Below are 13,932 nucleotides of genomic sequence, written 5' to 3'. Positions count from 1 at the left end.
CAGTCGGATCCGCCCGAGCGTTTGACCAGGACCAATCCGCCGCCTGCTTCACCAGTCCCGCGCGCACCGGATTCAACCCGACATAACGCACAGCCGACAAGAGGTGTCCTCGTCCATCGCGATGGCGCCGAAGCGACCCTGCCAGAAATGCCCGGTTTTGTTTTATCGCGCATTGATGGTCCCGGCATACGCGCGGTGCACCTTCGCGAGCGCGCACCGCAGGCCATCCGCGCCGGCAGGCATCAGGATCAGGTGCACATGGTTCGGCATCAGGCACCACGCCCAGAGGCCGACATCGGCGGAGCGGCAATGCTCGATCAGGAGGTTTTTGTAGAGCGCATAGTTTTACGGCGTTAAAAACGCTTTGGCGCGCCCGTTGCCTCGCTGGGTGACATGGTGCGGCAGACCGGGGACTACAATACGGGCAAGCCGAGCCATTCTGCTAGTCTACAGTAAATGAAGGTCGATCCAGTATACAAAAATACACTGTCACCGTGATCTTCTTCGTTACTGATCGATTATTTCTAAAGAAAATAGGACAGGATTCTCAAAATTCACAAAATAAAACCGAGATCCATTTAGAAAATCTATTACTATTGACGTGTCTGGACCAATTCCTTCGCCAAGTTTTGTTGAAAATGGAATTTTTCTACGCCTAACTTCGTTTAAAGTATCGTCGAATGTTCTCATTTCAATTTTTGGTAACGTAACAGCGTAACGATCTGACTGTGACTTACTCTTTAGGCGGAAAAAAGTCTTTCTTACCATCAAATCGATTTTTATCATTGACACAAACGGCATATCAAATCTCGATCTTACATATAATTCAATTGGTCCAAATCCCATGTAACCATTGAAAATTTCGTCGGGACCAAAGCCCCAATAGTCTGGAGGCCCCACGAGCTCCGCAATCTCATTCAAATTTTCCCCAACCCGCACTGCCCCTATTCCTCCCGCTTCGGCAACAGAAAATATGTCGAACGTCACATCAGTCATGGCTTCTTTCCTGCTGGTTTTTTGTCTTGTCCGCCGTCGCCGCCAGTCTTTTTCTCTGCTTTTTCAATTTTCTTTTCAGCACTCTTTTTCACACTTTCAATTCTTTCACGCCATTTTTTTCCTAAGGCGTCATTCCGCGGATTGTCTAAAAGAAAACCCGCTTGTTTCGCCACGTCCTTGAGGCCCGGAACGGTCCCTAGGTATTGCTTTGCCTCTTGGGCAGCCTTTTCAAAATCCTTAGCGCCAGGCTTGGATTTACCTTCTGGGGAAAGATCAAAATCGGCGTTGATGTCTTCCCCGATGCCTATCGCGATTTCTTGCTTCTTCCCAGTTTTTGGATCGGTGTGTGTCCAATGAACGCCCTTTGATCCATCGTAACTGGAGTAGCGGTTCTCTACAGGAGAACTTGTGTGAGGCCTAACAATGTCTTGGCAGATGGCTGCGCAAGCAGGATTAACAATAGCGGAAAACGAGCCATGAGAGACCGTTCCCTGTACAAATATAGGAATTAAGCACAATGGCTGGCTCTACACATTGATCGCCCCGTGCCAATATAGCCTAGATAACTATTAGCCTTGCATCACTCCAAAATCCTCTCGTCCGCCTGATCTTTAGCTTTTACTATTACGCTTTCAATCAAAAGTGGTAGCACCACAGGCAGCAAAAAAAATCTCCAAGGCTTGCCGTAGCCCGACGAAATAAATGAAATACCGGCAATAATATTTCCTTTTTCCCATCCTTTCTTCAAAAGAAGCCTTCCCCGTTTCACATCGCCGTTTCTCATTAAATATCTTCCACATATAAGGTAAATTGCGCCAAGCTCCCACTCCGCTTTTTCTGCAAAAATATCGAGAGTCTTGGGCGATTCTTCCCTGGAAAATGTTTTTATGAGAACGAAGGTCGCTTCTTCGCCCTTTTTCTCTTCAGCGCGACGGAGCCAGAGCTCCGCTAACATTAGGTCTTTTTCTACCATCACCCCGTTAGCATAGCCAATACCAACGGCTAACTGCGCATCTGGATCTCCTTGCTCGGCCAATGGGATGAAGTACTCAATCCATCTCTGTCGCTCTTCAGCAGTGACTTGGTCCATGTGACGTTTCCCGTCTATGCATCCATCCGACGACTGGTGCGCCTAGTCCTCGGCACATGGGCTCTTTTCGAGAGCCGGTCCATTCTAAAGTCAATCACTCACTCTATCATCATAACCTGAAATCTCGATCTGTAAGCCCGCGCGGGTCCCTCATAAAGTCATGCACAATCCCCATTGGGATCCCGATAACAGGAGTTCCAAGAGGAGCACCCGGCGGCTTCGATGGCTTTGTCGGCGGACCTGGCGGCAGATCATCTGGTGGTGATGCACTTGGCGGATCAGTTGGGGTTGGAGCCTTCTTTACAGACTCCATCTGCCTCACTGGAGGTTTGGGATCGTTAACCGACGGCGCTTTGTTTGGATCCGTAAAGCTAGTCATAACATCCATGGCAAAGCCGACGAGGTTTCGAACAAAATCGAATTTACTGGCGGCTATTTGCTTACACCCATCGCACTTTTTCTTGTCAACAGAAAGGCCCAACTCCTTTACCGCCGGCCCCGCTGATTGGGAGATGGCGTGGCTGCCAGACGCTTCAGCGGTGCCAACCGAGCCGCCACCTTCTCTGGCAGCATTGGCCAATCCGGCCGCGCTGTCGTCGGCTGACCGCGCCGAATGTCCATTGTTGTCTGCTTTATTCACCGGATCGTTCTGGGCATATACATAGCGGTTGGTCCCCACGCCCTGCTTTGTCGGATCCCAATCATCTGGCGAGATGAACCTTCCCAGCACGGGATCCATGTACCGCGCATTGAGATACAGCAGCCCGGTCTCGGGATCGAAGCGTTCGCCGATGTAGCTCTTCTGGGTCTGGAAGCCTGTGTTGAGGCGCTCGCCATAGGTGGCGTAGTTGGTCTGCTCGACGATGGCGCTGGTGCTGTCGGTGACCATGCGCACCGAGGCCAGGTGATCACGATGCAGGAAGGCCTTTGTCGTGCCCGTCACTTTGATGTCGGGATGCGGATACCTGGTGTAGATCTCCGCGCCCGGGGTCGCCGGGTCGATCTCGACATTGGCATCGGGATAGAGTGTGGTGGCGAAGCTCGAGGATTTTTTCGCGCGCGCTCCGTCGGGTCCATAAGCGAGATTGACAGTGTTGGAGGCCAGCGTGACCGTCTTCAGCCGGTTGGCCTCGTCCCAGACCAGTGTGCGGCTGCCATCGGAGGTGAGGTTGCCATTGGCATCATAGGCCATAGCATTGGCGCCGACCGAGGTTGGCGCATGCGGACGAGCAGCACTTGCCGCGGGATAGATATAGGTGCCGGCGACACGGGTACGCGAGGTCAGATTGTCGTTGGCGGCATAGACAAAGCTTTCGCTGAGCGCGGTGTTGCCCAGATTGCTGCTTGCCGTCAGCCGGTCGGCATTGTCATAGCCATAGGTCCAGCTGTCCGAAGCCGTCAGCCCCGTGGTGCCGGTGATGCGGCCAAGGCTGTCACGCGCGTACTGATCGTCGAGCAGGATGGTGGCGCCTCGTGCCGTGGTGACACGCGTCAGCCAGCGCCGCGTCGGCGAATAGGTGAACGAGGTCTTCACACCGTTCGAATAGGTGATCTCCTTGGTCTGGCCATCGGCCTCGTAAATGGTCGAGGTGATGAAGCCGGGGGCGGAGGCGAGCTTGTTGCCGGCGGTGTATTGCAGGCGGTTCGCGTTCGAACCGAAGTCGAGCTGAACAGGAAAGTACTGGACATATACGTTCTGGCCGGAGCCGTCGTGGACGTTGAACGTATAGTTGGTGATCCCCGCGATCGTGGCATCCTGGCGAGCAACCTTGCCGAGGCCGTCATAATTGTAGAGCTGGACGGCAGCCGCGTTTTCCGAGCGGGTCAGCTGGCCGATGTTGTAGTAACCCGACGCCGCCTGGTCGTAGGTGTTCTGGGTCAGCGTCACCGGGCTGCCGCCTGCTGCCGTTGCCGTCTTCAGCGTCAGCCGGTCCATCTGGTCGTAGGCGAGCGTTGTGACCGTGCCTCGGGCGTCGGTCTGGCTGATAAGGCGGTTGGCGGCGTCATAGACATAGGTCCAGTGGCCGAGATCGGGATCTGACGCCGACAGCCGGTTGCCGAGCAGATCGTAGCTGTAGCTCCAGCTCGAACCGCCGGGATCGGTGACGCCGATCAGCCGGCCGAGCAGGTCGTAGCTGCGGCCCTCCGGCAGATTGAGGCCACCGACGTCGCGGACAATGGCGGCGATATCGCCGTGTGTCGTCCATGCTGTCTTAGTCGGATGGCCAAGCTCGTCCGTCATCGTCACCGCATTCAGCCGTGGGTTGACGCCGGTTCCCGTGGCCAGTTCGTTCAAGTAAGTGCGCTGGCTTGAATCCGGATTGACCGTCTTCACCAGCCGGTCGGCCCAGTCGTAGCTGTTGGTGGTCCACTGTGCCGTCTCACCGACGAACCTCGGGAAGGCGGTACGCAGCACATTGCCGCGAAGATCGTAGTCGGTCTCGGCAATGCGTCTTGCACTGGCCGCCGTCTCTCCGGGGGTTTCCACGCGATAGACCCGGCCAAGCCCGTCATAGAAGGAGCGGGTAAAATCCTCGCCGGCGCCCCCACTCGCGCCATTGGGCAGCGGGGTGTACTTGACCAGCGCCTGTGTCGCCGGATTGCCCTCGTTCTCGAAGCGCGTCTTGGTATAGGCGCCGGTGACGCTCTGAGAGACCTGATAGGGCCGGCAGAAGGCGTCATAAGTAAAGGTTTTGACGAGACCATTCGGGTCTGTCTTCGTTGCCGGCAGGCCGCACACGGCATTGTAGGTGGCGGTCGAAACAAAGCGCGCGTCGGCGACCTGTCCGCGGGAGGACGCGCTCCTTTCAAGACGATCGGAATAGCGCGTGAGAAGTGATCAGGCCAGCAAATGCGCCAGCAGCGCCCTTAGTTGGGCCGGCTTCAGCGGCTTGCGCATCAGTTCGATGCCGCCGGAGCGGGCGGCCTTGGCGACGGCTTCCGAACTGTCGGCGGTGACGATCAGCGCCGGCACGGCGCGGCCGAGATAGTCGCGGACTTCGGCGATGGTCGTGGTGCCGAGATCGCCGCCGTCGAGATGCTGGTCGGCAATGACGATGTCGGGCACCCAGTCGGTGTCGCCAAGCATGTCGAGCGCATCGTCGGTCGAGGTCGCGGCCCGCACCAGGCATTGCCAGCGTTCGAGCAGGAAGGTCATGGCTTGCAGCACTTCGATATCGTTCTCGACCAGCAGCACCTTGGTGCCGAACAGGCCATAGCCGCGCGGCCGTTCCATGTCGGCAACGCTGGCGATGGCATCGGCTGGCGCACCGATGCCGACGGGTACATCGATGTGGAAGATCGTGCCGCGTCCGACCTTCGACGAGAATGTCACGGGATGACCGAGCGCGCTGGCCATGCGGCGCACGATGGCGAGCCCGAGCCCGAGACCGCCACCGTCCAGTTCGGCATTGGCCGGCGAGGTGCCGCGGTGGAACTCCTCGAACACCGCCTCGCGCTGGTCGTCGGGAATGCCGCAGCCCGTGTCGGCGACGTCGATGCGGATGGTGTCGCCGCGATGCCTGGTGCCGACAAGCACGCCGCCCGAGCGTGTATAGCCCAGCGCGTTGGAGAGAATGTTCTGCAGGATACGGCGCAGCAGCGTGCGGTCGGAGCGGACCACGGCATGGACCGGCCGGAATTTCAGCGACAGGCCTTTCATCTCCGCCACCGGCAGGAAATCCGAGCGGAGCGACGAGAACAGCGCCTCCAGGCTGACGTCGCTTATGTCGGGCTGCACCACGCCGGCATCGAGCTTGGAGATGTCGAGCAGGGTTCGCAGCAGGTCCTCCATCGTCTCCAGCGAGCGCTCGACCTGCCGCACCAGTTTCTTGCCCTCGTCGCTGGTCTGAACTTCGGCGAGCGCCGAAACCGAAAGGTGGGCGGCATTCAGCGGCTGCAGCACGTCGTGACTGGCAGCGGCGAGGAAACGGGTTTTTGACAGGTTCGCCAGTTCGGCGTTTTCCTTGGCGGCACTGAGGTCAATGTTCGACTGCTCCAGCCGCCGCAAGGTCGAGTGAAGTTCCTCGGTACGTGTACGCACCCGGTTTTCCAGCGAGATCGTGGTCTGGAACAGCGAAAAGGCGTTGCCTTGCTGGTCCATCGAGCGCTCGACGCGGCTGACCAGTGCCGCGTTGATCTTCTTCAGCTTTTCAAGATCGTTTATGTCCCTCAGCGGCATCTTGTTGCGCCGTCCTATTCCGCCGCCTGGCGCTCGCCGAAGGCGATGCCGGTGAAAGTCTGGTTCAGATGCATCGACCGGTACTGTTCGCCATAGGTGCCGAAACCGATGACATTGTTGACCCGGTAGAGTTCCGAGATTTCGCGAAACACCTGCCGATTGCGTGCGTCCAGCCGGCGCAGCACGCAGTCGAAGCCGAGGATCATGTCGATACCGCCAAGCCTCTCCTCGACGTCGCGCAGGGCGGCGCGCGTCGATTCGACCATGTCCTTGGGCTGAGCGATCGACAGCACGACGCCATCGTCTATGGCGCAGAAGAACGACAGCGAGCCGTCGGCATGCATCTTCTGGATCGACCGGCAATAATATTGTCCGCCCACCTTCACCACCACGGGATGCGAGGCGAAGCTCAGTGGCGTCAGCATCTGCGCGACGATACCGACGGACGCGGCATATTCCTGCGCCGCATTGGTGGCGTTGAACTCGCGCACGATGCGGTGATCTGGATCGGAAGCCGTCACCACCAGTTTCTCATCGGTGGGAACGAAATTGTCGGTCTTGAAGACATGGAAGGGAATTTCGGTCGATATCAGCACGATGATGGCGCTGTCGGAGGTGACCTTGCCGTTCGAGATCAGGCGCGTCGTCTCGAATTTCAGATCGTCGCCGGCGGAGCCGCCAAGCAGCGGAATGTCATCGAGACCCCAGTGGATGGCTGAACTCACCGCTTCTTCGGCATAGGAGAGCCCGTCGATGAAGCAGAGCGCGAAAGTGCCTTTGGTCCGATCGCAACCGAGGCGCGCGCGCAGCGATCGCCGCAGGGTCTCGACCTCGCCGGTGATCCTGTCCATACCCGACGAGGACAGATTTTCGACCATCACGCTGACGGCGGTAAACGCGGGGGACGGAAGCAGCATGGCCAGCACATGACCATCCTCGAGACCTTGCGGCGTGATCTCGCCGGCAGTCGAGCAGCCGGCGTGGTGGAGCGCCGGCGCGCGGGTCATGAGCGCCTGGGAAAGGGCGCTGGCTTCGACCAGGCTCTGGGAAAAGAACAGCAGGGCCAAGCCCGCGTCGATGGCGGCTGCTTCCAGTGCGATCGCCTTGGCGAACGCCTCCATGTCGGGCTCGTCCGTGGTGAGCGCCGACAGGCCGCATGCATAGCGCGTCTGTGAATTGGCCAGCGATGTTCTCCGCATTTCCTCCGACGCTTTTTTGTGCGCGGCTGTTTTAAATGCTTCTGGCGCGCGGGCGTCGACCGACATTGTTGCCTTCAATCGGCGGTTTGGCAATGGGGCCACCGGCACCGCATGTTTGGGGGCGGCCATGACCGAAAGTACAATGTGCCGCGTTTGCGACGTGCTGTTTTTTGTCCGATGTGCGGTGTACCAATAACGCATGGCCGATGCGCCAACGCCGCGTTGGCAACGTGATGACCAAGGTTGATACCCAGGGAGGGACCATGTCGGACGTTTCGTTGATGGTGAACGGAAAGCGGGTCAGCGGTGCTGCCGAGGACCGAACACTTCTGGTTCACTTCCTGCGGGAAAATCTCGGCCTTACCGGCACGCATGTCGGTTGCGACACCTCGCAATGCGGTGCCTGCGTCGTCCACGTCGACGGCAAGGCGGTCAAATCCTGTACGATGCTCGCGGTGCAGGCCTCCGGCTCGACCGTGTTGACGATCGAGGGCCTGGCAAATGGCGCCGACCTGCATCCGGTGCAGGCCGCCTTCAAGGAACATCACGGGCTGCAGTGCGGCTTCTGCACGCCGGGCATGATCATGACGGCGACCGACATGATCGGCCGCCACCCCGAAGGGCTCGACGAGGCGACGGTGCGTGCCGAGCTCGACGGCAACATCTGCCGCTGCACCGGCTACCACAACATCGTCAAGGCGATCCTCGCCGCATCGACGACGATGAAGGGGTCGAAGGGTAAGGCGAAACAAGCGGCTTGAACGAGGCAGTAGGGCAATAAGGCAGTAGGGCAGTAGGGAATCGGAGCCAATTTTTCCCTACTGCCGTACTGCCCTACTCACCTACTCCCCTACAATCTCGGGAGGAATTTCTGATGGGCATTGAAGGTGTTGGCGCTCGGGTCGCGCGCAAGGAAGACAAACGATTCATCACGGGCGCCGGCCGCTATGTCGACGACATGGTGGTTCCCGGCATGAAGCACGCCGCCTTCGTGCGCAGTCCGCACGCGCATGCGCAGATCAAGAAGATCGATGTGAAGAAGGCCCAAGGCATGCCCGGCGTCATCGGCGTGCTGACCGGCAAGGAACTCAAGGCCGATGGCATCGGCAATCTCATCTGCGGCTGGATGATCCACTCCAAGGACGGCTCGCCGATGAAGATGGGGGCATGGTCGCCACTCGCCTTCGACCGGGTCCGTTATGTCGGTGACGCCGTCGTCATTGTCGTCGCCGAGACCAAGGGGCAAGCGCGTGACGCCGCCGAGGCGGTCGAGATCACCTACAAGGAGGTGAAGGCCGTCGTCGACGCCTCCAAGGCGATGGACAAGGGTGCGCCGCAGATCCACCCCGAAGCGGACAACAATCTGATCTTCGACTGGGACATCGGCAATGCCGACGACACGGATGCGGCCTTCGGGAAGGCAGCCCATGTCGTCAAGATGGACATCATCAACAATCGGCTGGTGCCTAACGCCATGGAGCCGCGCGCCGCACTTGGCCATTACGACAAGGCCGAGGATCACTACACCTGCTGGACGACCTCGCAGAACCCGCATGTGGCGCGGCTGGTGATGAGCGCCTTCTACAATGTCGCGCCGGAAAACAAGCTGCGCGTGATCGCGCCCGATGTCGGCGGCGGTTTCGGCTCGAAGATCTACATCTATCCCGAAGAGATCGTCTGCCTGTGGGCGTCGAAGAAGACCGGGGTGCCGGTCAAATGGGTGGCTGACCGGACCGAGAGTTTTCTGACCGACGCGCATGGCCGCGACCATCACACCCATGCTGAAATGGCCTTCGACAAGGACCACAGGATCCTCGGCCTGAAGGTCGAAACCCAGGCCAATCTTGGCGCCTATATGTCGCTGTTTTCGTCGGCGACGCCTACCTACCTCTATGCGACGCTGCTGTCGGGCCAGTACAATATCCCGGCCATCCACGCCAATGTGAAGGCGATCTATACCAACACCGCGCCCGTCGATGCGTATCGCGGGGCAGGGCGGCCGGAAGCGACCTTCGTCATGGAGCGCATGATGGAGACGGCGGCCCGCCAGTTCGGCGTCTCGCCGGCCGAGCTGCGGCGCAAGAACTTCGTCACAGCGTTTCCGCATCAGACGCCGGTCATCATGTGCTATGACGCCGGCGACTATGCCGCTTCGCTCGATGCGGCAATGAAGGCGTCGGATTATGCCGGCTTTGCCAAGCGCAAGGCCGCCGCCGCCAAGAAGGGGCTGCTGCGCGGCATTGGCATGAGCTGCTACATCGAAGCCTGCGGCATCGCCCCGTCTGCTGCCGTCGGCTCGCTCGGCGCCGGTGTCGGCCTTTGGGAATCGGCGGAAGTGCGCGTCAACGCGGTCGGCACGATCGAGGTGCTGACTGGCTCGCACAGCCACGGCCAGGGCCATGAGACGACCTTCGCGCAACTGGTCAACGAGCGCTTCGGCGTGCCGCTCGATTCGGTCTCGATCGTGCATGGCGACACCGACAAGGTGCAGATGGGCATGGGCACCTATGGCTCGCGCTCGGGTGCAGTCGGCATGTCGGCCATCGTCAAGGCCCTCGACAAGGTCGAGGCCAAGGCCAAGAAGATCGCGGCACACCTGCTCGAAGCCGACGAAGGCGATATCGTCATCGAGAATGGCGCGCTGAAGGTCGCCGGCACCGACAAGAACGTGCCGTGGTTCCAGATGGCGCTGGCCGCCTACACTGCCCACAACCTGCCGGGCGGCATGGAGCCCGGGCTGAAGGAGACGGCGTTCTACGATCCGTCGAATTTCACCTTCCCGGCGGGCTGCTATATCTGCGAGGTCGAGGTCGACCCGGAAACCGGCGTCACCGAGATCGTCCAGTTCGTCGCTGCCGACGATTTCGGCAACATCATCAACCCGATGATCGTCGAAGGCCAGGTGCATGGCGGGCTGGCGCAAGGCATCGGCCAGGCGCTGCTCGAAGGCGCCCATTATGACAATAGCGGCCAGCTTTTGACCGCGAGCTACATGGACTACACCATGCCGCGCGCCGGCGATCTACCGTCGTTCAAGGTCTCGACCTCGAACACGCCATGCCCGGGCAATCCGTTGGGGATCAAGGGCTGCGGCGAGGCCGGCGCCATCGGCTCGCCGCCGGCGGTGATCAACGCCCTCACCGACGCCATCGGCAGCAACGATCTTGCCATGCCGGCTTCGCCGTCCACCGTCTGGGCCGCGATCCGCGCAACGAAACACTGAAAGCGAATAGCGAATAGGGAGTAGCGAATAGGGAAGAGAAGGCGGTGCGACTGGATAGTTCCTATTCGCTATTCGCTACTCCCTATTCGCCCATTCACCCAAGGGAGAATTCCATGTACGCAGTCAACTATCACCGCGCCGCCTCGGTCGCCGATGCTGCCAAGCTGGTCAAGACAGGCGACGCCAAGCTGCTTTCGGGCGGTATGACGCTGATCCCGGCGATGAAGACGCGGCTTGCCGCGCCGTCAGACCTTGTCGACCTGTCGCGGATCACGGAGCTGCAGGGCGTCAAGGTCTCGGGCAAGACCGTCACCATCGGCGCCGCGACCACGCATCACGCCGTTGCCAATGACGAGAAGCTGAAGAAGGCCTGTCCGGCGCTTGCCCATCTGGCGTCACTGATCGGCGATCCGGCGGTGCGCCATAAGGGGACGATCGGCGGCTCGATCGCCAACAACGACCCGGCGGCCGATTATCCGGCGGCGCTCCTGGCGCTGGGCGCCACCATTATCACCAACAAGCGCGAGATCGCTGCCGACAAGTTCTTCAAGGGTCTGTTCGAGACCTCGTTGAAGGAAGGCGAGATCGTCACCGCCGTCACCTTCACCGCGCCGGCCAAGGCGGCCTATGAAAAGTTCCGCAATCCGGCATCGCGCTACGCCATCGTCGGCGTGTTCGTTGCCAAGGGCAAGGATGGCGTCAGCGTCGCCGTCACTGGAGCCGGCGATGACGGCGTCTTCCGCTCGAAGGAGATCGAGGCAGCATTGGCCAAGAATTTCGCGGCCTCGGCACTGGAAGGTGTGAAAGTGCCGGCGAAGAATCTGATGACCGACATCCATGCCTCGGCCGATTATCGCGCCAATCTGATCGCGGTGATGGCCAAGCGCGCGGTTGCGGCAGCCAACGCCTGAGAAACTGTTTGGAAACTCTACTCCGGCGGCCATCTGATGGCGTTTTCTGTGCTTCCGGTGCTCACGTACCAAAAGTACGCTCCGCTCCGGTTCTCGAAACCACCACCTATGACTCGCCAGGGCGAGTTTCGAAACAGTTTCTAATACGATCAGTCGCAGACAAGGAAAGGGGCCTCCGTGGCCCCTTTTCTCGTGCGGCGGCCTGCATCCGTTCAGTTGCTGATGGAATCGCTGCCGCACTGCTTGAAGCAAATCCCCGCCGAGCCGGAGGCCGGACCTGATCCGGCAGCAATCTCGCACTTGCACAAATCCATATTGCACTGCAATATGAACTAGGGCGGGAATGCGAGCTGGGTTCGAATTGTACCATCGTACCCTTCGCATGCCTATTGCGAGAGGATCGGCATGACCGACATTTCCGCGACGCATGTCGTTCCGTCCCGATCCGCCGCCGACAGATCAACCAGAACAAGACTGGCCTATCTCGACGGCTGGCGCGGGCTTTCGATCGCGCTGGTTCTGATCGGCCATTTCTTTCCGGTTCCGGGAATCAATCTTGGCGTGCTGGGCGTCGAATTCTTCTTCGTGCTCAGCGGCCGGCTGATGGGCGAGATCCTGTTCATCGAACGCTACCCGCTGAAAAAATTCTTCAAACGCCGCTTCTCCCGCATCTATCCGGCTCTTCTGGTCTTCGTAGTCGTCGCGATGATCGCGCTCTCCGGCACGTTCCTCGCCTTCAAATGGAAGGCCGCGCTGACGGCGCTGACATTCACCTACAATTATGCCGGCATTCTCGTGGCTCGGGCAGGGGCGCTCGACCATATCTGGTCGCTCTGCATCGAGGAGCACGCCTACATCATCCTGGCGCTGATCAGCGTCATCGTCTCAAGTCGCTCTCGCGTGGTCGTGCTGCTCCTGGCGCTGGCCTTGCTGGCCATGGCCAATGGCGCGGTTTCGTACTGGGTCTTGGGGATGGACTACGAAACCACTTATTGGCGCACGGATGTGCACATCGCGTCGATCCTCCTGTCGGCTTCGATCTGCCTGCTCAAGGCCGACGGCAGGCTGCCGGCGTTTTTGAGAGGCAAGCATGTGGCCCTGGTGGCAACGGTCTGTGCCGTTGTCCTGTTCCTGGATCGGGTGCCGACGCCGATGCACTATCTCTTCGCGGTGCCGCTGCTGGCTCTGGCCGTCAACGCACTCGATTTCAGCCCACGGTATTTTTCCGGATTGCTGTCGTCCTGGCCGATGGCGACGCTGGGGCTGTGGTCGTACTCGCTCTATTTATGGCAGCAGCCGTTCTACAAATTCGTCTATGAGCAAGGCAGCGCGCCGATACCGATGCTGGCCGCAGTCTTCGCTTGCGCGGCCTGCAGCTACTACCTCATAGAGCGCCCGGCGCGCGAATGGCTCAACCGCAACTGGTGAATGCCGTCGTGCCCGGCCAGATGATCGTGAGTGCAGGTGGAGGGATCGCGCTTCATAAGCAGACAGTCAATCAATTGTTTCTAATCTAACTTTCGGGAAAGCAATGACCTGCTTTGCGATATGGGCCAGTCTCATTAGACATTGGTCGTATGGCAGGCATTCCTTATTGCCTCGCCGGCTTACCCGCCTAGTTTGTTCGCAGGACACATCTGAGAAGATGGTTCGAAGACGCATCTGGGAGGATGGAATGGATACGACTGGGGAAAGGGCGGGCGGCTGGCTCGACCGCTCACGCACCGTCGCCGAGCCTGGCTTCAGCAGGTGGATGGTGCCGCCGGCGGCGCTCTGCATCCACCTTTGCATCGGCCAGGCCTATGCGTTCAGCGTTTTCAACTTGCCGATGTCTAAGCTGATCGGCATCACCGACTCGGCGCCCGACGACTGGAAATTGACCGGCCTCGGCTGGATTTTCTCGATCGCGATCCTGTTCCTGGGCATTGCGGCGGCGTTCGGCGGCGGCTGGCTGGATCGCGTCGGTCCGCGCAAAGCCATGGTCGCTTCTGCCTGTTGTTTCGGCGGCGGCTTCATTGTCTCGGCGCTCGGCGTCTATCTGCACCAATTGTGGATCATCTATCTCGGCTACGGCGTGCTGGGCGGCATCGGTCTCGGCCTCGGCTATATCTCGCCGGTCAAGACGCTGATCACCTGGTTTCCGGACCGGCCGGGCATGGCAACCGGCATGGCGATCATGGGCTTCGGCGGCGGCGCCTTCATCGCCTCGCCGCTGTCGGTTTATCTGATGAAGCTGTTTTCGACGCCTGAGCACATCGGCGTCGCCGAAACCTTCCTGGTGCTGGGCATCGTCTATTTCGTCTTCATGCTGATCGGCGCCGTTATCGTCAGGG

General features: G+C 59.7%; 12 protein-coding genes. 6 read left to right on the top strand and 6 right to left on the bottom strand.

Features of this window, described 5'->3' with window-relative positions:
- Positions 1–357 (top strand): hypothetical protein (locus tag EOA22_RS39680; RefSeq protein WP_348629483.1); only part of this gene is annotated, 357 nt, incomplete at its 5' end.
- A gap of 150 nt (positions 358–507) precedes the next feature.
- Here the strand turns inward: EOA22_RS39680 and EOA22_RS09255 are convergent.
- The 6 genes from EOA22_RS09255 to EOA22_RS09230 all read right to left on the bottom strand — a co-directional run bounded on the left by EOA22_RS09255 (position 508) and on the right by EOA22_RS09230 (position 7,465).
- Positions 508–996, bottom strand: a complete 489-nt coding sequence (locus EOA22_RS09255) for a hypothetical protein (RefSeq protein ID WP_127224120.1) — start codon at positions 994–996, stop codon at positions 508–510.
- The gene (locus tag EOA22_RS09250; RefSeq protein WP_127224119.1) at positions 993–1,514 is read right to left on the bottom strand and encodes a hypothetical protein; all 522 of its coding nucleotides are present in this window, start codon (positions 1,512–1,514) and stop codon (positions 993–995) included. The genes EOA22_RS09255 and EOA22_RS09250 overlap by 4 nt, the downstream gene beginning before the upstream one ends.
- A 62-nt stretch (positions 1,515–1,576) precedes the next feature.
- On the bottom strand, positions 1,577–2,086 hold the full coding sequence (locus tag EOA22_RS09245) for a sel1 repeat family protein (RefSeq protein WP_063168157.1): 510 nt from the start codon (positions 2,084–2,086) through the stop codon (positions 1,577–1,579).
- 109 nt (positions 2,087–2,195) lie between these two features.
- Entirely contained in the window at positions 2,196–4,826 is a 2,631-nt protein-coding gene (locus EOA22_RS09240) for an RHS repeat-associated core domain-containing protein (protein WP_164755338.1), read from the bottom strand.
- Between the two features lie 99 nt (positions 4,827–4,925).
- Positions 4,926–6,266, bottom strand: a complete 1,341-nt coding sequence (locus EOA22_RS09235) for a hybrid sensor histidine kinase/response regulator (RefSeq protein ID WP_013531263.1) — start codon at positions 6,264–6,266, stop codon at positions 4,926–4,928.
- Between the two features lie 14 nt (positions 6,267–6,280).
- The gene (locus tag EOA22_RS09230; RefSeq protein ID WP_164755335.1) at positions 6,281–7,465 is read right to left on the bottom strand and encodes an FIST signal transduction protein; all 1,185 of its coding nucleotides are present in this window, start codon (positions 7,463–7,465) and stop codon (positions 6,281–6,283) included.
- Between the two features lie 263 nt (positions 7,466–7,728).
- Here EOA22_RS09230 and EOA22_RS09225 point away from each other — a divergent pair, with 263 nt between their 5' ends.
- The 5 genes from EOA22_RS09225 to EOA22_RS09205 all read left to right on the top strand — a co-directional run.
- The gene (locus EOA22_RS09225; RefSeq protein ID WP_013531265.1) at positions 7,729–8,226 is read left to right on the top strand and encodes a (2Fe-2S)-binding protein; all 498 of its coding nucleotides are present in this window, start codon (positions 7,729–7,731) and stop codon (positions 8,224–8,226) included.
- Between the two features lie 113 nt (positions 8,227–8,339).
- Positions 8,340–10,688 (top strand): xanthine dehydrogenase family protein molybdopterin-binding subunit, encoded by a 2,349-nt coding sequence (locus tag EOA22_RS09220; protein ID WP_127389936.1) that lies wholly within the window; start codon positions 8,340–8,342, stop codon positions 10,686–10,688.
- 113 nt (positions 10,689–10,801) lie between these two features.
- On the top strand, positions 10,802–11,599 hold the full coding sequence (locus EOA22_RS09215) for a xanthine dehydrogenase family protein subunit M (protein WP_063168155.1): 798 nt from the start codon (positions 10,802–10,804) through the stop codon (positions 11,597–11,599).
- Positions 11,600–12,004: 405 nt separating this feature from the next.
- Positions 12,005–13,027, top strand: coding sequence for an acyltransferase (locus tag EOA22_RS09210; RefSeq protein ID WP_013531268.1), 1,023 nt, complete (start codon positions 12,005–12,007; stop codon positions 13,025–13,027).
- A gap of 247 nt (positions 13,028–13,274) precedes the next feature.
- A partial coding sequence (locus EOA22_RS09205) for an MFS transporter (RefSeq protein WP_127389935.1) occupies positions 13,275–13,932 on the top strand: 658 nt, incomplete at its 3' end.

The sequence above is a fragment of the Mesorhizobium sp. M7A.F.Ca.US.014.04.1.1 genome (genome assembly GCF_003998745.1).
Lineage (GTDB): Bacteria > Pseudomonadota > Alphaproteobacteria > Rhizobiales > Rhizobiaceae > Mesorhizobium > Mesorhizobium ciceri.
The sequence above is the reverse complement of the archived record's forward strand: the minus strand, read 5'-3'. Positions and strand labels throughout refer to the sequence as shown.